The sequence below is a fragment of the Erythrobacter sp. S227 genome, assembly GCF_057364925.1.
Window position 1 is genome coordinate 1,281,320 of sequence record NZ_CP200280.1, and the last position, 18,320, is coordinate 1,299,639.

At 58.0% G+C, this 18,320-nt stretch carries 18 protein-coding genes; 8 read left to right on the forward strand and 10 right to left on the reverse strand.

Going from position 1 to position 18,320, the window contains the following annotated elements; translation table 11 throughout:
* Positions 1-29: 29 nt before the first annotated feature.
* From odhB to AC0V6Q_RS06135, 8 genes are all read left to right on the forward strand, one after another.
* Positions 30-1,268 carry a 2-oxoglutarate dehydrogenase complex dihydrolipoyllysine-residue succinyltransferase gene (gene odhB, locus AC0V6Q_RS06100; RefSeq protein ID WP_486167515.1) on the forward strand — a complete coding sequence of 413 codons (1,239 nt, stop codon included), beginning with the start codon at positions 30-32 and terminating at the stop codon, positions 1,266-1,268.
* Positions 1,269-1,518: 250 nt separating this feature from the next.
* Positions 1,519-2,508, forward strand: coding sequence for a class I SAM-dependent methyltransferase (locus tag AC0V6Q_RS06105; RefSeq protein WP_486167516.1), 990 nt, complete (start codon positions 1,519-1,521; stop codon positions 2,506-2,508).
* A gap of 99 nt (positions 2,509-2,607) precedes the next feature.
* Positions 2,608-4,026, forward strand: a complete 1,419-nt coding sequence (gene lpdA, locus AC0V6Q_RS06110; protein WP_486167517.1) for a dihydrolipoyl dehydrogenase — start codon at positions 2,608-2,610, stop codon at positions 4,024-4,026.
* 8 nt (positions 4,027-4,034) lie between these two features.
* Positions 4,035-4,874: a hypothetical protein gene (locus tag AC0V6Q_RS06115; protein ID WP_486167518.1), complete on the forward strand. Its 840-nt coding sequence runs from the start codon at positions 4,035-4,037 to the stop codon at positions 4,872-4,874.
* A gap of 4 nt (positions 4,875-4,878) precedes the next feature.
* Positions 4,879-5,886 (forward strand): Rossmann-fold NAD(P)-binding domain-containing protein, encoded by a 1,008-nt coding sequence (locus tag AC0V6Q_RS06120; protein ID WP_486167519.1) that lies wholly within the window; start codon positions 4,879-4,881, stop codon positions 5,884-5,886.
* Between the two features lie 61 nt (positions 5,887-5,947).
* Complete coding sequence (locus tag AC0V6Q_RS06125) at positions 5,948-7,135, forward strand: serine hydrolase domain-containing protein (protein WP_486167520.1); 1,188 nt, start codon at positions 5,948-5,950, stop codon at positions 7,133-7,135.
* Between the two features lie 27 nt (positions 7,136-7,162).
* The gene (locus AC0V6Q_RS06130) at positions 7,163-8,521 is read left to right on the forward strand and encodes an amidase family protein (RefSeq protein WP_486167521.1); all 1,359 of its coding nucleotides are present in this window, start codon (positions 7,163-7,165) and stop codon (positions 8,519-8,521) included.
* Positions 8,522-8,547: 26 nt separating this feature from the next.
* Positions 8,548-9,273 (forward strand): trimeric intracellular cation channel family protein, encoded by a 726-nt coding sequence (locus tag AC0V6Q_RS06135; RefSeq protein WP_486167522.1) that lies wholly within the window; start codon positions 8,548-8,550, stop codon positions 9,271-9,273.
* Here AC0V6Q_RS06135 and AC0V6Q_RS06140 read toward each other — a convergent pair.
* The 10 genes from AC0V6Q_RS06140 to secY form a co-directional block, all read right to left on the reverse strand.
* The gene (locus AC0V6Q_RS06140; RefSeq protein ID WP_486167523.1) at positions 9,267-10,136 is read right to left on the reverse strand and encodes a hypothetical protein; all 870 of its coding nucleotides are present in this window, start codon (positions 10,134-10,136) and stop codon (positions 9,267-9,269) included. The genes AC0V6Q_RS06135 and AC0V6Q_RS06140 overlap by 7 nt on opposite strands.
* Before the next feature lie 136 nt (positions 10,137-10,272).
* Positions 10,273-10,812 (reverse strand): hypothetical protein, encoded by a 540-nt coding sequence (locus AC0V6Q_RS06145; RefSeq protein WP_486167524.1) that lies wholly within the window; start codon positions 10,810-10,812, stop codon positions 10,273-10,275.
* Between the two features lie 142 nt (positions 10,813-10,954).
* The gene (locus AC0V6Q_RS06150) at positions 10,955-12,352 is read right to left on the reverse strand and encodes a serine hydrolase domain-containing protein (protein ID WP_486167525.1); all 1,398 of its coding nucleotides are present in this window, start codon (positions 12,350-12,352) and stop codon (positions 10,955-10,957) included.
* Positions 12,353-12,437: 85 nt separating this feature from the next.
* Entirely contained in the window at positions 12,438-12,872 is a 435-nt protein-coding gene (rplQ, locus tag AC0V6Q_RS06155) for a 50S ribosomal protein L17 (RefSeq protein WP_486167526.1), read from the reverse strand.
* A 93-nt stretch (positions 12,873-12,965) separates the two neighbouring features.
* On the reverse strand, positions 12,966-14,021 hold the full coding sequence (locus AC0V6Q_RS06160) for a DNA-directed RNA polymerase subunit alpha (RefSeq protein WP_486167527.1): 1,056 nt from the start codon (positions 14,019-14,021) through the stop codon (positions 12,966-12,968).
* A 138-nt stretch (positions 14,022-14,159) separates the two neighbouring features.
* Positions 14,160-14,549, reverse strand: coding sequence for a 30S ribosomal protein S11 (rpsK, locus tag AC0V6Q_RS06165; protein ID WP_298304268.1), 390 nt, complete (start codon positions 14,547-14,549; stop codon positions 14,160-14,162).
* A 55-nt stretch (positions 14,550-14,604) separates the two neighbouring features.
* A complete protein-coding gene (rpsM, locus tag AC0V6Q_RS06170; RefSeq protein ID WP_034958128.1) occupies positions 14,605-14,973 on the reverse strand; it encodes a 30S ribosomal protein S13 in 369 nt (122 codons plus the stop codon).
* Positions 14,974-15,272: 299 nt separating this feature from the next.
* On the reverse strand, positions 15,273-16,061 hold the full coding sequence (locus AC0V6Q_RS06175; protein ID WP_486167528.1) for an SRPBCC family protein: 789 nt from the start codon (positions 16,059-16,061) through the stop codon (positions 15,273-15,275).
* Positions 16,062-16,140: 79 nt separating this feature from the next.
* Entirely contained in the window at positions 16,141-16,788 is a 648-nt protein-coding gene (locus AC0V6Q_RS06180) for an adenylate kinase (protein WP_486167529.1), read from the reverse strand.
* A gap of 82 nt (positions 16,789-16,870) precedes the next feature.
* Positions 16,871-18,235, reverse strand: coding sequence for a preprotein translocase subunit SecY (gene secY, locus AC0V6Q_RS06185; protein WP_486167530.1), 1,365 nt, complete (start codon positions 18,233-18,235; stop codon positions 16,871-16,873).
* Between the last annotated feature and the right edge of the window lie 85 nt (positions 18,236-18,320).

Consider the following 18,320-nt stretch of genomic DNA (forward strand, 5'->3'; position numbering starts at 1 on the left):
ACGCCAATTCAAATTTAGGATTACTAGAAATGGCTACAGAAATCACAGTTCCGGTACTCGGAGAATCGGTCACAGAAGGCTCCATCGGTGAATGGCTCAAACAGCCCGGCGACGCGGTCTCAGTGGATGAACCGATCTGTTCGCTTGAGACCGACAAGGTCGCAGTTGATGTGCCCTCGCCCGTTGCTGGCGTATTGAGCGAGCACAGGGCAGCGGAAGGCGACACCGTCGAAGTTGGCGCGGTTATCGCGGTGGTCGAAGAAGGTGCGACCGGCGCTGCGACCAAGGGCGAGGAACCCGCCCGCGAGGCAACGGCGCGCAAGGAGATGGAAGAGGCTCCCAAAAGCACCTCTACCGCTGCGCAAACCCTGTCCCCCGCCGTGCGCCGCGCGGTTCTGGAACACGGCGTTGATCCCAGCACGATCAAGGGCACTGGCAAAGACGGACGCCTGACCAAGGAAGACGTGATTGCAGCTGCCAAAGCCAAAGGCGATCCCGCGCCTGCCGCTGGCAGCGACCCCAAGGCTGTCACCGATGTGGGCAATCCGCCGGACAAACCCGACAAGGCCCGCCGCGAAGAGCGGGTCAAAATGACCCGTATGCGCCAGACTATCGCCAAGCGTTTGAAAGGCGCTCAGGAAGAGGCAGCGCTGCTCACCACCTTCAACGATGTGGACATGAGCGCGGTCATCGAAGCGCGCACCAAATACAAAGACATGTTCGCCAAGAAGCACGATATCCGTCTGGGCTTCATGGGCTTTTTCGCGAAAGCCGCCTGTTTGGCGCTCAAAGACGTGCCGAGCGTCAACGCCTATATCGAGGGCGATGAAATCGTCTATCACGACTATGTCGATATCTCTGTCGCCGTATCGGCCCCGAACGGCCTTGTGGTCCCGGTGATCCGTGATTGTCAGGACAAGGGCTTTGCCCGGATCGAGAAAGACATCGCCGACTTCGGCAAGCGCGCCAAGGAAGGCACGCTGACCATGGCCGACATGACCGGCGGCACCTTCACCATCTCCAACGGCGGTGTGTTCGGATCGCTGATGTCGACCCCGATCATCAACCCGCCGCAGTCCGCCGTGCTGGGTCTTCACCGTATTGAAGATCGCCCGGTTGCTGTGAACGGCGAAGTCGTGATCCGTCCGATGATGTACATTGCGCTGTCCTACGATCACCGCCTGATCGATGGCCGCGAGGCTGTGACTGCATTGAAAATCATCAAGGAAGCAATCGAAGATCCGACCCGGATGCTGATTGATCTCTAAGGTCAGCCCCGTGCGTCCACCATGGGAAGTCGAGCCTGAGAAGTTCTCAGATAAGTTCTGGATAGTCGCCAAAAGCGCGTATCTAGATCGGTGGCGCAATTGGTTCATCAAGCTCAGCGAGCCCGCACAAGAGGAGTACCAAGCCGCACACGCTCCTCCTGCGGCGTGTGGTGACTTGTTTTACCAAACCTTCGGAAGACCGCACTTCGACCCCTATAAAACAGCGGTTACTTTTCGCGACTCAGAAGGCTTGTTCGCTCCTCCATGGGTCGCCTTTCCGTCGATCGGGCGCGGTTCGATCGGGTGGCGCATGGGAGCTGGCGAGGACTACATCCTCCTTTGGCACACTTGGTATGCAGACATATCCGACGCGAAAAGAGCTTTGCTCCGTCAGCGCTATCCCGAACCGGAAGAAGTCTCCGAAGGGTTGCCGTGGAAAGGATTCTACGACGAGATATTGTCCTCCAACCGAGAAAGGCAGCCTTCCCCCAAGGACCAGCGGAACTTCGACGAAAAGCGCTACGATGATGTCTTGCGTGATCGTTATCCTCAGTTCTGGAAACGCTTTGGAGGCGAGCCAGACTTTTCTGACAAACGCGTCATCGACTTTGGCTGCGGACGGGGCGGTATGGTGCAGCGAGTGATGGAAGGGGGCGCATCTTCCGCCGTCGGGGTTGAACTCAACCGCTCCTACTACGACTTCGCCAATCGCAAGGTCGCAAGTCAGTGGAATGGCAAAGCGGAATTCTTCTGCGAAGACATCCGCGATTTGGATATCGAACCCGCCGACATCATCACCTCTTCCAATGTCATGGAGCATGTGATGGCGCTGCCTGAAACGCTTGCGGCCCTCGTCAATCACGCCAAGCCCGGCGGTGAGCTTTTCATTGGGTTCTCGCCCCTGTGGCACTCGCCCTTTGGCCATCACCGCCTGATGGAAACCAAGCTGCCTTGGGCGCACCTGCCGCGAAACAACCGCGCGTTCCTAGACCGGCTTGTCGACGATGAGGGTAATTCGCCTGAGACTATTCAAGAGCTCGGCTTCAACGGCGCCACCCCTGCCGACTTCCGCGCAGCGCTCAAAGGGCTGCCGGTCGAGATCATCTCGGCCCGCCGCAACGTCGCCACCTCGCCCCTCAAACAGATTGCGATGAAAGCGATGCTCATCCCCTCCATCATTCCTTCGCTAGAAAAATATGTCACAATCGGCATTTACTGGCATTTGCGACGCACAAAATGACAAGTCGTAGGGCAAAAGTAGCAATGGCCAACGCGCGCCAAAGTGCCTAAATGAACACCGGATCTTATTTCATGCCATCAAAACGGGATCATGCGAACCATGGCTGACACTGCTTACGACTACGATTGCCTTATCATTGGCGCTGGCCCCGGCGGCTATGTTGCTGCTATTCGCGCGGCGCAATTGGGCCTTAAGACGGCCTGTGTGGAATCCCGCGAGACGCTGGGCGGCACTTGCCTCAATGTGGGCTGTATCCCGTCAAAAGCGCTGCTCCACGCGTCTGAACTTTTCGAAGAGGCAGAGGGTGGTCACTTCGCCACCTGGGGCATTGAGGCCAAGGCAACGTTCGACCTGTCGAAAATGATGGGCGAAAAATCAAACGCCGTGGGTGATCTCACGGGCGGGATCGAATTTCTGTTCAAGAAGAACAAGGTCACATGGCTAAAAGGCCTTGGCTCTTTCGTGGACTCGCACACGGTCAAAGTTGGCGATGAAACCTTCACCGCAAAAGACATCGTGATCGCGACCGGCTCCAGCGTCACCCCCCTCCCCGGTGTCGAGGTCGACAACGCAGGCGGCCGCATTGTGGATTCCACCGGCGCGCTTGAGCTTTCCGAAGTGCCAGAACACCTTGTCGTGATCGGCGGCGGCGTGATCGGCCTTGAGCTTGGCAGCGTATGGCGTCGCCTTGGTGCAAAGGTCACTGTGGTTGAATTCCTGCCGCAAATCCTCCCCGGTATGGACGAGGAAGTGCGCAAGGAAGCAAACAAGATCTTCAAGAAACAGGGCCTCAACTGGATGCTTGGCCACAAGGTCACCGGTGCGCAGGTCAAAGGTAAGAAAGTCGCACTATCCATCGAGAAATCGGATGGAGGCGACGAGCAAACGCTTGAGGCTAGCCATGTGCTGGTTTCCATTGGGCGTCGACCAAACACCGAAGGGCTGGCGCTCGACAAGGCGGGCCTTCAGGTCAACAACCGCGGCCAGATTGAAATCGACCACGAATTCCGCACCGGCGTCGAAGGCATCTGGGCGATTGGCGACGTTGTGCCCGGCCCCATGCTCGCCCACAAGGCCGAGGATGAAGGCATTGCGGTCGCTGAAAACATCGCTGGCGAAACGGGCATTGTGAACCACGATGTGATCCCCAACGTCGTCTACACCACCCCGGAAATCGCAGGCGTTGGCTTGACGCAAGAACAGGCGATCGAGGCAGCAGGTGGCGACAAGTCAAAGGTCAAAATCGGCAAATTCCCGATGATGGCGAACAGCCGCGCCAAGGCCAACCGCGACACAGACGGCTTTGTCAAAGTCATTGCGGACGCAGAAACCGACCGCGTTCTGGGCGTGTGGATGATCAACAGCCTTGCTGGCACGATGATCGCACAGGCCGCGCAAGCGATGGAGTTCGGAGCAACGTCCGAAGACATCGCCTACACCTGCCACGCGCACCCGACCCATGCCGAGGCCTTTAAGGAAGCGGCAATGGCGGTTCAGGGCAAGCCTATTCATATGTAAGGCAGCAAATGGAAACGAGGCAGGATCAGACGGGTATCATCGCAAGATGGCCCGCTGTCCTGCCTCTTTTGCTTCCTGCCCTTGCTGGCATTGCCTATCTAGTCTCGGCGGGTGCTCCCGGCTCCTACGCAATCGTGAACGCAGCCGCTCTTGCGGTCGGGCTTGCTTTGATCGGATTGGTGCCGTTCCCCGCTTCCAGCCGCGCACGGATCGTGGTTCTCTTCGCGCTTTGCTTAATCCTAGCAGTCCCGCTCACCTTCGGGCCATGGATCGACGGCATCTCTCGCTGGATCGCGGTGGGAGGTTTCACGCTCCACACCGGCTTTCTCGCCGCGCCTTTGATGGTACGCATTGCTGCGGGTGAGAGCGGGCCCGGGCCCTGGTTTCTGCCCTGGTTCCTGCTTGCCGCAATCCTGCTGGCATTCGCGCAACCTGATTTTGCGACTTGCCTTGCCCTGTCCTGCGGCGCTCTGACAATCGCGGTTTCTGATCGGAATGGCGGGATGCTGGCTGTCAGCGTACTTGGATTTGCCGCGAGCATTGGTGCAAGTTTCGCCGCGCCCCTTCCACCGCAAGCATTCGTCGAGAGGATATTGCCAGAACTTTGGGCCACATCGCCCCTGGCTGCAGGCGCGCTGGCTTTGTCACTCATCGCTGGCGCAGGCGTGCTCTTGACGACCTCTCGCATCGTCCTGACCCAGCGTTTGGCGCTGCTGGGCTGCATGACAGGCTTCGTGATAGCGGCGCTGCTTGGCGATTATCCCTATCCCTTGATCGGGTATGGAGCGGCATCGCTCTTGGGGTTGGCCATTGCGCTGATCACGCCGCGTCCCGCTGCCAGGAGCTAAAACGTTGACCCGTTCAGTTGCAATCATCGGAGCGGGGCAGATTGGCTATGCGGCGGGCTATGAGTTTGCCTTTCATGGCTGGGATGTGTGCGTGTATTCGCGCACGCATCCCGCATGGAAAATGCGACCGAACGAACGCTTCGTGGATTACACAATTGGCAAAGACCGTGCACCCGAAGCAAACCTTGTGATCGACACAATCGCTTTTGATGAGGACGACATCGTTCGCTACGATCCTGATCGGGTGGGCCGACTTATCTCAGTGTCTTCCGCGAGCGTATACTGCGATGAACGCGGACGCACCTTGGACGAAGCTGCTCAAAACGGATTTCCAGAGTTTCGAGGTCTAGTCACTGAGGAGCAAGCGACGGTTGCACCAGGTCCGCAGACATACTCTACAAAGAAGGTGAGAATGGAGAATAAGGCGCTTGAGCTTTTTGGTCCTCGCGCCACAATTATCCGACCCTGTGCCGTCTATGGTCCCTACAGTAAGCACCCTCGAGAATGGTGGTTCTTAAAGCGACTACTTGATGGACGGAGTACAATTCCTCTCGCCTTTGCCGGACGCAGCCAGTTTGACACCACGTCGGTTCAAGACATCGCAAACTTCTGTATTGAGGCAGATAACTTCGGCTGGGGAGGCATTTTCAATCTAGCCAGTGATCAACACGAAAGCGTGCTAACTCTAGGTCGCCAGATTGCCGGTGCATTTGGAGTTGAGGCAGAATTCATAAACTTCGACGGGCCGCCGATAGGCAACGTAGGTAGGACCCCTTGGTCTGTGCCGAGAGCTTTCCGAATAACTAGCCAAAAAGCCTGTGGCCTAGAGAATGGTCTGGGTGATGTTTTCGGCTTTGGCATGAGGTATGGTGGCCATTGGCTGTCGTCTCAGATTCAGTGGCTCGCCGAACTCAACCCCGCCGACTGGCGCGCAGCATTCCCGCAGCTCGCAGCCTACCCTTGGGACCTGTTCGATTACGAGGCTGAAGACTGTTTTCTTGCCTCGCTTTAATGATGCGTTGCCATTCAACCTCACTACTGTATTGGTATGTTAATACAGTAGTGAGGTTCCTATGAAAATTCGCTTCGCCAGCGCCATCTCGGTCGCTCTGCCCCTTTTGCTCTGTTCAGTACCAGCCGCAGCAAACTCCCCTGAGCAAAGGGCTCCTGAACAAAAGGCACCCGAGCAAGAGGTGCCCGAATCCGTCGATGCCGTTGCTAGAGCAGCCATCGAACAGCCCAATATTGGCGGCATTGGGATAGCGCGCATCGAAGACGGCAAGCTTGTGTGGAGCGGGTATTGGGGTGAGCAATCGCCCGGTGTTCCGGTCTCGGAAACGACAGCGTTCAACACCGCTTCGGTGGCCAAAACCATCATTGCAGAAACTGTGCTGCGGCTCGCGGACAGCGGCCAAATGTCGCTCGATGATCCAATCGCCGACCACTTCGTCGACCCAGATCTTGGCGAGGACCCGCGCTACGCCCTTCTCACACCGCGCATATTGCTGTCGCATCAGGCAGCGTTGAGAAACTGGCCGTGGATGTATGATGACAATCGCCTCGCCTTCCTTGCCGATCCGGGCCAAGGCGAAACCAGCTATTCAGGCGCCGGTATCGAGATCGTGATGCGCTATCTCGAAGCGCGTTTCGAGACGCCCTATCCGCAGCTTGCAAAAGAGGTGGTGTTCGATCCTCTTGGCATCGAAGGGGTAACGGTCGCTCGCGAAGAATGGCTCGATGGACGGGTAAGCGAGCCGCGTGGCCGTGATGGCACCGTGTTTCCTCCCTTCACCCGCAGCGGTGATGAAAACCTGATCGAGCCAGGCGAGTACTCGGCAGCCGACAATCTGTACGCAACCGTGCCTGGTTATGCCCGCCTGCTGGTCAAGCTGATCGAAGGAACGGGGCTATCTCCCGACATGCGTGCCCAGCGAGCAGCGCTGCTCTCAAGCTCCGACACCGAGATGGGCTACTTCTGCATAGCCGATGCATCGCAGTGCCCCGACCCGATTGGCTATGGCGTGGGGTGGAGCCTGTTTGGCGAGCCTGAACGTACGGTCTTGGCGCATGGCGGCAATGATTTTGCCGAACACGCACAGGTCTATTTCATACCCGAAACCAGAGAGGGTCTGGTCATGTTTGTGAACGGCGGCAATGCCTTCCCGACAGGGATCGACATCATTCTAGCGGTTGACCCAGAGCTTCGAATGGCCAAACACTTCGATGCGCTTATCCGCAAGATGCGCGAACAAGGGGGGTAGCTGACCCTCATTCGAGAGGGGAACATTTTGGCCTATCCGAAACTGACCGATAAACCCGGCGCGCTTGAAACCGCCGCCGCGATCCGTGCTGGAAAGCTGTCTGTGGCCGAGGCGGTGGATGCAGCGATCACGCGGATCGAGCAGCTCGATGCAGAGATTGACGCGCTGGCTGTGCCGGATTTTGAGCGGGCGGCAAAGATCGCCAAGGCGATGGATGGGCAAGGCCCGCAAGGCGACCAACCGCTTTTCGGTGTGCCAATGACGGTCAAGGAAAGCTTTGATGTTGCAGGCTTGCAAAGCTGTTGGGGGCACAAGAGCTTGACCGATTATGTGGCCAGCAGCGACAGCGAGCTTGTGCGCCGGATGAAAGCGGCGGGCGCGGTGATCCTTGGCAAGACCAATGTGCCGGTCGACCTCACCGATTGGCAGAGCTTTAATCCCGTTTATGGCCGCACCAACAACCCGCATAACACGGCCCGCTCCCCGGGCGGCTCTTCTGGCGGCAGCGCGGCGGTGGTGGCCTCTGGCATGGTGCCGGTTGAGTTTGGAACAGATATTGGCGGATCGGTCCGTGTGCCCGCCCATTTCTGCGGCGTGTGGGCCCATAAACCGACATGGGGCCTTGTCTCGAAACGCGGGCATGTGCACCCGCAAATGGCCAAACAAGAAGGCTTTGTTGCGGCCCATGATGGCGCGCTTTCGGTTGCAGGGCCCTTTGCCCGCAATCCGCAAGACCTGTCATTGATGATGCAAATTGCGGGGCAATACCCAATCGCCAAACGTGGCAAGCCGCTCAAACAGTGCCGTGTTCTGGCGATTACCGAATATCCCGATGCGCCGGTCGATGCCTCCGTGGCAGCACCGACCGAAGCGGCGATTGCAGCCCTTATCAAGGCAGGCGTCACGGTTGACCGTAAGAGCGCGCTTGTCCCCGACCTCGCCCAGCAGCAGGCCGACTACATGCTGATGCTCAATGTGGCGATGGCGCGCGGGGCCCCATCACCCAATGGATCGCGGGCGAATGCCACCGACTGGTTTGATATGCTTGATGCGCAGGCCGTGAACCAGGCGCAATGGGCGGCGCTGTTTGAGACCTATGACTTTGTGCTTGCGCCCCCTGCCCCCGTGCTGGCCATCCCCCACAGCGACAAACGCGCGTTCGATCAGCCCATGCGCATCAATGGTCAGGACGTCGCGGGCCATTCAGGTCTTGCCTGGTCAGGCATCGCCACCTTCCCCTGCCTCCCTTCAACGGTGCTTCCCATCGGCGCGGGCACGTATGAGGGCGCTGAGCTGCCATGCGGAATGCAGGTGATGGGGCCCTTGATGAGCGATCTCGACTGCATCGAGGCCGCGCGAGAAATCGGGAATATCTTGCACAGTTGAACCGTCCACGTCATGGGCGCTGAGAGATGAACGAAGCGATCCTCACCCCTATCCTCGACTGGCTTGATGTAGCCGGGATTGCGGTTTTTGCTCTATCAGGTGCGCTGGTCGCTGCGCGCGAGCGTCAGACCTTTGTGACGATGGGCTTCTTCGCGCTTGTCACCGGCGTTGGCGGGGGCACGATCCGTGATCTTTTGATCGAAGCGCCTGTGTTCTGGATGCACGACCCATGGGTGGCGGCAGTGTGCCTTGGAACCGCGCTTATGGTGTGGTTTACGCCGGTCAAATGGTGGGACGGGAAGCTGCTCGATTATGCCGATGCGCTTGGCCTTGCCGCCTATGCCGTGTTGGGGAGTGCAAAGGCGCTTGCCTACGGTATCCCGCCTGTTCCTGCCGCCCTTATGGGAGTGATCACCGGCTGTGTCGGGGGCGTGATCCGCGATGTTGTCGCAGGGCGCCCGTCAATCATTATGCAGCCCGAGCTGTATGTCACCGCCGCCGCGTTAAGCGCAGGGATCACCGTCCTTGCGATGCAATTTGCAGACACCACCGGAATTGGCAATTGGGCGATCTGGATCGCGGCCTTCATCGCAGGCTTTGTGCTGCGCGCAGCAGCCATCCGGTTTGAGTGGGGCTTGCCGAGTTACGGGCGGCAAAGCGGTGAGGACCAAAGAAAAGGGGGCCAAAGAGAAAGGGGAGAGCAAGCGCCCTCCCCCGAAACTTCGTCAAGCGATCAATCAAAAGATCACTGATCAGCGGACTCGTCCGGCAGTGGACCGCCAGGATAAGCAGGAAGACGCTGGTCTTCGGGATCAATCGCCAAATCAGGGCGGGTACCGCCACCCACATCAGCGCGCGCATTGGCGTAACGGTCATCTGACCATTGCCCTTCAGCGCGTGCGAAATTCTGTGACGATGGCGCCGCTGAACTTCTCACACCGCGTCCATAGTCGACGCCTGAAATGCGGCCGGAATTGTCAATTTCACACGAGAAACCCGAACCATCGAACAGCGAGCCGGTTACGATCCAGCCAGAGCCCACGCGGCTTGCGCCATCGACGCTGTCGACGCGGATGTTCTGTTCGATTTCATTGAGGCACATGGAAACCGCATTGTCGATGCCAGAGCCGCCCGAGGTCGAGCGGGTTGTCGTCCGGCGATTCTCTGGACGGTAATCATAGTCGCGGTCGCGCACGCGATCACGCTCTACCACCACGACTTCACGGTCACGGCGGCGGTTGTTGTTCGCAGCGCTTGCGATAGCCGCTATCCCGCCAAGGACGAGAACGCCGGCGAGAATATCACCGCCGCGCACACCGCGCCGGTGGCCACGCCAACCACGGCGCCCACGCCATCCGCGACGCCAGCCCCAGCGGCCCCATTCCTGCGCTGTATCAGCGCCGGGAACCGAAGGCGCGCCAAGCGTTCCAAGCGGATTTGCAATGCCGTTATTGGCTGTTGTGCTGGCGATAAAGCCGGTGGCGTATCCCGCCGTCCCGGCCGGTGCAATTTCAGCCGCATGAGCCTGCGCTGGTGCAAATGCGAGGCTGGCGGCGGCGATAACGCCAGAAATGCCTGCCAAGCGTGATTGGGCGATCCGTGAGTGTTGAGCCATGAAGCTCCCTCCTGTTTTTATTCAATTGGAGGGGCACCCACCAACGCCCCTGATGGTCACAATAGCTAGGCGGCCCAGGCTTACGCAAGCCTGAACCGCCCGGTGGTGGAGAGTTAGAAGTTTTTGATTGGCTTCTTCAAAGACCGCGAATGCCTCTGAAGTCGATCTGTGGGCGGTTACCACGCTCGAAGTAGCAGGTGAAACGGCCACGATCGAAGTTCTGACCACGGAAGCCACGGTTACCCTGCACTTCCATCCGGCCTTTGACACGCCAGCCATAGCGGGTGCGGTCAACATCGCGGATCTGGGTCACATCGGCAAAGCGATAGCCTCCAAAACGGCGGGCCTGACGCTCGGCGACGCGGATGCAGCGTTCAATCGCACGCTCGCCACCGCCCCGACCCCGGAAGTTACCGCGGAAATTGTTGTCAAAGCCGCGATCATAGCCGCGGAAGCGCGTGTCACGGTGGCGGCGATCCCTATCGCCATCAAAGGCCCCGGCAAGGGCGGCAATACCGCCGATAATAACAGCGCCAGCGATCACATCGCCGGCATCAATGCCGCGATCACGGTGGCGATCATTGGCGACAGCTGGAGTTGCGGACGCCAGGGCCATCGCGCCAGCCGCGACAGTCCCGAGCGCGCCCTTGGTGAGAGTCTTTTTAAGATCAGTCATGGGGTTCATCCTCGGGTTTTCAGTGGAAGGGACCATTCCCGTTCACTGTGGAGCCCTTTTAGATGAACAAATCTGAGGTGATTCTGAGCAAGCCTTACAGCCGATGTTCAGATAAGTGCGTACTTACCTGAACATCGCAAATTCACTCCTCAAGCGCTGCCAGCACATCCCGGGTGAAGGCTGCGATATCAAAGCGGGTCCCCACCATATCCTCACCACGCCGGACGATTACGACATCGCGTGAGGGCACGACAACTACATATTGCCCGCGATTGCCACGCGCAGCAAAGGCATCGTCGGGAATGCCCTCGAATGCGTTGCCCTCAGGCCGGCGGAACGTCCACCACCCCGCGCCATAGCCCCACTGGGTGCCCTCCGGCTGCGGGCCGCTGGGGTCAGAGACGTAAGCGCGCCAGTTTTCGGGCAGTATCCGGACGCCTTCTTCGTTCACACCATTGTTCAGGTAGATCTGGCCGAGCTTTGAAAGATCATATGCGGTCGCCCAAACTTGGCTGGAGAGGACGTAGTTCCCTTGCCAATCTGTCTCGGCGACCGTGTTGTGCATTCCAATCGCGCTCAACAAGTCACGCGGCGAGATCTCTTCGAATGTGCCTTCAATCGCCTGAACCGCAGCTAAAGTGTCATTATTAGCATAGCGATAAACGGAACCAGGTGCGTGGATCAGGGGCCAGTTTTGAGCGCGCTCGTCGACCGTCGTACCGCCCCAATAGAGCGGATCAGTGCGATTACCCGGTGTATCCGAATACCGTCCAGAAGCCATCCGGAGGGCATCGTCGATCGTTATGTCCGCGCGTGGATCTTTATAGTTATCGTTTCCTAAACCTGCACTTGCAGTAACATCGGCCTGGCCGCGATACACTGCCGCGCCGACCACTGTGGCGGCAATGCTCTTGGCAACTGACCACGTACGCTGAGGGGTAAAGGGCGAAAATCCTTCCTCCCAAGCCCAATCGAATACCTTTCCATCCTTGCGAACAATGACAACAGTAGTCCGACTGCCAACACCATATGTCCCGTTGAAGGCCATTTCGAGGATGGGACGAGCAATTGTCGCATTGATCGTGTCTGTCCAAGTTCCGATCGTTGGGAAAGAGCGCTCCTCTTCTTCAGCGATGATGTAAGGTGTCGGCGGCACTGTGCCGATGGGCCAGACATGGCATCCATTGATTCCATACTCAGCAATACGCGGAGGCATCTCATCATTCCAAGCAACTTCCACTCGATTGATTGTCTGCCCTTCTCCGTATCGCACTATCTCATAAGGGAGATCGCGTATGATGCTATCAAGCGGTGCTTGAATGCCCGTCAGCTCCCACTCTTCTACACTTTCGGGTGTACGCCGGGTGATCCCTTTCTCGGCATGTCCAATCGCGCCGCACAGCATCATTGCCTTATACCCTGCCGCTAGCGCTCGGTTGTAGCGCTCATCGAGCCGCTCTTGCGCGCTTTGGGCGGATACGGGTGCAGGGATTGTGGCGATTGAGGCCAATGCGGCGGCGGCGAGGATGAGTTTCTTCATGCACCTCACACTAACCCTTAGGGTTCAAAAGAAAAGGGCCCGCGGATCGCTCCGCAGGCCCTTCATTGTCTCTTGCTCGAAGCGCTTATGCAGCGGCTTCTGCTTCTGAGTATTCGTCAACCTGGCTCATGTCCGGACCGGAATCCTGGCCGCGGGCGTCTTCGTCGCGGTCGACCAGTTCGATCACTGCCATTTGCGCGCTGTCGCTGGCACGTGGGCCGGCCTTAATCACGCGGGTGTAGCCACCGTCGCGGTCTTTATAACGCTCGGCCAGAACGTCGAACAGCTTCTTGAGCTGGGTTTCGTCCTGAAGGCGGGTCATCGCGAGACGACGGTTTGAAAGACCACCATGCTTTGCAAGCGTGATGAGTTTCTCGATGTACGGACGCAGTTCTTTCGCCTTTGGCGCAGTCGTGACGATCTGCTCATGCTTGATGAGAGCGGCCGACATATTGCGGAAGAGAGCCTTGCGGTGGCCCGATTTGCGCGAAAGCTTACGCTGTGAAATTCCGTGACGCATTATTCTAGTCCTTTGGTTCGATAAGGGCCCGTATCAGGTAGCCCAAAGCAGGCGGCGCTTTTCCAGAGGGAAGGTGCGCCGCCGATACCTTGATTAACCAAGTAGCTCTTGCTCGAGCTTCTTGGCCATTTCTTCGATGTTCTCGGGCGGCCATCCGGGGATGTCCATTCCGAGGCGCAGACCCATGGATGACAGCACTTCCTTGATCTCGTTCAAGGACTTGCGGCCAAAGTTCGGGGTACGCAGCATCTCGGCTTCGGTCTTTTGAACCAGATCGCCGATGTAGATAATGTTGTCGTTCTTGAGGCAGTTTGCCGAACGCACCGACAGTTCCAGCTCGTCCACCTTCTTGAGAAGGTAGCGGTTGAGTTGGTTGGCATCGTCCTCTTGCGGGGTCGCTGCCTGACCGATCATGGCCGACTGTGGCTGCGGAATGCCGTCTTCGAAGTGTACGAAGAGCGTCAGCTGGTCCTGCAGGATACGGGCAGCATAAGCGACCGCATCTTCAGGAGTGACCGTGCCATCGGTTTCAACAGTGAGGCTGAGCTTGTCATAGTCAAGCTCTTGGCCAACACGTGCGTTCTCGACCTTGTAGCTCACCTGACGCACAGGAGAGTAGAGCGAGTCCACAGGGATGAGGCCAATCGGCGCATCAGCCGGACGGTTCTGAACCGCAGGCGAATAGCCTTTACCCACGTCAGCGGTCAGCTCCATGTTGAGCGTTGCGCCTTCGTCGAGGTGGCAAAGAACAAGGTCCTTGTTCAACACTTCGATATCGCCGGTGACAGCAATATCGCCAGCTTCAACGGTCGCAGGCCCGGTCACGGAAAGCTGGAGACGCTTTGGTCCCTCGCCTTCCATCTTGAGAGCAATCTGCTTCACATTTAGGACCATATCGGTGATGTCCTCGCGCACACCTGCGAGAGACGAGAATTCGTGGAGCACGTTCTCAATCTTGATCGAGGTGATCGCCGCGCCCTGGAGCGACGAAAGAAGGACACGGCGCAAAGCGTTACCAAGCGTCAGACCAAAACCGCGTTCGAGCGGTTCGGCGACGAAGGTGGTTTTGCGCTTTTGGTCGCTGCCTTCTTTAATTTCGAGAGCGTTGGGTTTCTTCAGTTCCTGCCAGTTCTTCGTATTGACGGACATGGATTTCCCCTAATTCGCTTACGTTAGCGGTTCGATTTCAAAATTCGGGTCCAGAGCGCTCGTCAGCAGCATAAGAACCCGTTGGAGAGGTTGGACCGCATCGGACGGTCCGCCCTCCTCAATCGGATCAGCGTCGGATTAGACCCGGCGCCGTTTAGAAGGACGCACACCATTGTGCGGGATCGGCGTCACATCGCGGATGGAAGTGATGTTAAAGCCAACCGCTGCAAGACCGCGAAGTGCGCTCTCACGGCCAGAACCTGGACCTTTGACTTCGACTTCCAGCGTGCGTACGCCGTGTTCAGCAGCCTTCTTGCCTGCATCGTCCGCTGCAACCTGTGCGGCGTACGGGGTGGATTTACGACTGCCTTTAAAGCCCATCATACCTGCCGAAGACCAGCTGATCGCATTGCCTTGTGCATCGGTGATGGTGATCATCGTGTTGTTGAAGCTCGCATTGATGTGAGCAACACCACTGGTGATGTTCTTTCTGTCGCGCTTCCTGACTTTTCCGGGTTCGCGTGCCATTTCATATATTCCTTTAACTCGTCCGAAGGAAAAGCTTTGAGCCTAAGCCCGAAGCTTACTTCTTCTTGCCGGCGATCGGCTTGGCCTTGCCCTTGCGGGTGCGGGCATTGGTGTGAGTGCGCTGACCGCGAACAGGCAGGCCATTACGGTGACGAAGACCACGATAGGAACGCAGGTCCATCAAACGCTTGATGTTCATCGCGGTGTCACGGCGAAGGTCGCCTTCCACCTGATGATCAGCATCAATCGTCTCACGAATGCGAAGAACTTCCTCATCGGTAAGATCTTGCACGCGTGCAGAATGCGCAATGCCAAGCTTGTCAGCGATTTGGACAGCCGTCGTGCGGCCAATCCCGTGAATATAGGTGAGCGCGATAATAACACGCTTGTTGGTGGGGATGTTTACCCCGGCAATACGAGCCACTTAATTCTCCATGCTCCACAAAGGTTTGGGTGAATGGTCACCGACCTTTATCTCGACGCTAAAAATATTCGCGATTTCGAAAACCCGCCAAGACGGCAAAAGTCCGGGTTGCACTACAATGAGGCAGCGCTTGCCAGACAAGAATTGAAATATCGAATAGAGGCGCGCTTACGGACTTTGACAAAGCTCGTCAACCGCAAGACGCACAAATCCGAGCGAGCCGCCTAAATGGACAGCCGCCGGTGGATTGCAAGACCTTGATACACGAACAGTGAGAGCGGGTCAAAACAGGCTGAAACTCAGCCCTGATCCCCGCTCAGATCACCAAACGCCTCGTCGACGCTTGGGCCCTCCAGTTCCATACCCCTGTCACCACCTTCTGGTGCTTCACCATCATCCAAAACCTCTTGCGCTTCGATGGTCACAGCGCCCTCCTCTTCGGAAAGCTCCGCAGCCGCGCCTTCTTCGGCAGGAGCCTCCTCCACCTCTTCCTCGGACCCGGGCAGCTCAACCGGCCCCAGAAGCTCGGCAAGGCGTGTCAGCTGGAGCGTCATCACCCCATCAACCGCATTTGAGATCACCGGCACAGGGTAACGCATCTTACCGCCAACATTGTACTCCCAGACAATCTTGGTCCGGGCCTCGCCATCTTCGCCCGCATCCGCCTCGCTCAACGCAATGGTGAGGATGCCGGCCACCGGCTCGCTTTGCAGCGGGCCAAGCGCGCCGGACATGCGCAAGGCAACCTCGGGATAGGCCTGGATCACCCGCATATGTTCAACACTGCCCTGCAATGTGAAACGGCCAGGCTCGTCAACCTCGGGGATGGTTTCGCAAAAACAGCCGCCCGCTTGCGGGGTGAGCTTCAGATTGGCGGCGTCTGCCGACCATGTGTGCTCGCTCGACCACCATCCTGCAGGGCTGATGAGCGCAAGCCATGTCTCTTTGGCGCTTGCATCGACTACCGCCTCAGTGCGGGTGATGAAGTGGTCGTCACGCGCCTCGACCACTTCGGCCATGGCGGGCGATGCCACAATCGCAACCGTGCCCAAAGTGAGCCCGACAAGTGAACGGTGAAAACGATGCAAAACGGGTCTCCTCCCAGAAGCTGCAGGGTTAGGAGATCGCGCGCGCCCTGAAAAGCCCGCTTGAGGCCAGAGCCGCAAATTACCCGGCGAGGATCGCGTCGATGTCTTTTGCAACAACGTCAATATCGGCCATGCCATCGACACGCTTTACGATACCGCGCGCTTCATAGCCCGGCAGGATCGGCGCGGTCTTTTCGCGGTATTCGTTGTTGCGAGTGCGCACGGTCTCTTCATTGTCGTCAGGGCGACGTTTGAATTCGGTTGATCCGCAATTGTCGCAAACACCCTCTTTCGAAGGGGTGTTGGCCGTATCGTGGTAAAGCGCGCCGCAGTTTGCGCAGGAAAAACGACCGGTGATGCGTTCGACAAGTGCGTCAATATCAACGCCAAGCTCGATCACGTGGTCGAGCTTACGGCCATGCTTTGCCAGAAGCGCATCGAGCTGCTCGCCTTGCGCCGCAGTGCGAGGGTAGCCATCGAAGATCGCGCCTTGATCCGCTGGCATTGAGGCAAGGTTCTCGTCGATCAGGTTCGAGACTATCTCATCTGAAACAAGTTCACCCCGGTCCATCACGGCCTTGGCTTCGAGCCCGACAGGCGTTCCGGCCTTGACCGCTGCACGAAGCATATCGCCGGTCGACAGTTGCTTCATGCCATGACGTTCGACGAGGCCAGCACTTTGCGTACCCTTACCAGCGCCCGGAGGACCAAGAAGAATGATGTTCACGAAACGCCCCTAATTTTCCCCCGCGCAGCTATCCAAAGCGTACGCGGCATATTCGATTATCGTTCCTGCTCAGGTCAGTTGCTTAACGCATCCGGCCTTTGAGCTTCGCCTTCTTGATAAGGTCACCGTATTGGTGCGCCAAGAGGTGCGACTGCACTTGGCTGATCGTATCCACGGTCACGTTCACCACAATCAGCAAGCTCGTACCGCCAAGGAACAGCGGAATTCCGGTTTGCGCGATCATGTATTCGGGCACAACACAGACAAAAGTCAGATAGGCCGCGCCCACAACGGTGATCCGGGTAAGCACATATTCAAGATATTCAGCCGTCCGCTTGCCGGGGCGAATACCCGGAATAAAGCCGCCGTTCTTCTTGAGGTTCTCCGCGTGCTCTTCCGGGTCGAAGACAACAGCGGTGTAGAAGAAGCAGAAGAAGATAATGCCGACCGCATACAGCAGCATATAGATCGGCTCACCATGGGCCAGATATTGGTTGAGCGTCACAATCGCGCTGCCAAAACCGCTCGTGGTGTCAACCGAATTACCGGCAAACGAGCTGATCGTCAGCGGCAGGAGAAGAAGCGAGCTGGCAAAGATCGGCGGGATCACGCCAGCTGTGTTCAGCTTCAATGGCATGTGCGAGCGGTCCGCCTGCATCATGCCGCGCTGTGTCGCACGCTTGGGATATTGGATGAGGAGACGCCGCTGTGCGCGCTCTACCCATGAGATCAGCAGGATCAGGCCCACGACCATCACGATAAACGCGATGATGATGCCAGGCGCAATCGAACCGGTGCGCCCGCCTTCGAACATGTTCATGGCAAACACGGGGAACTGGGCGACAATACCCGCCATAATGATGAGGCTGACGCCGTTGCCGATCCCGCGCGAGGTAATCTGCTCACCCAGCCAAAGGAGGAACATGGTGCCGCCAACAAGGCTGATCACCGCGCCGATACGGAACATATAGCCGGGCTCAACCACAGCTTGAATGCCCTGTTGCCCTGCATAGCTTTCAAGGCCGGTCGCAAGGAAATACCCCTGAATAGCGCAGAGGAAAACCGTGCCGTAACGGGTGTACTGGTTCAGTTTCTGACGCCCGGTCGCGCCTTCTTTCTTCAACGCGGTCAATGTCGGGTGAAGCGCCGATGCCATCTGCACCACGATCGAGGCCGTGATATACGGCATCACGCCAAGAGCAATGAGGCTCATATTCGCCAGAGCGCCGCCTGTGAACATGTTGAACATGTCGAGGATAGTACCCTGGTTCTGCTCGGCCAGAAGGTCCAGGGCCAGCGGGTTAATCCCGGGCAATGGCACAAAGCTCAAGAAGCGGAACACGATCAGCGCACCGATTGTGAACCAGATGCGTTGGCGCAATTCGGTCGCCTGGGCAAAGTTGCCAAGGTTCAGATTGCTGGCGATATTATCGGCGCGTGAAGCCATCTTTGGTGTCGATCCTATGGATTTCCCTCGGGCTATCCCCAATGCGGGGCCGAGTACGTGAGGGCCTAGATAGGAACCACAGGGG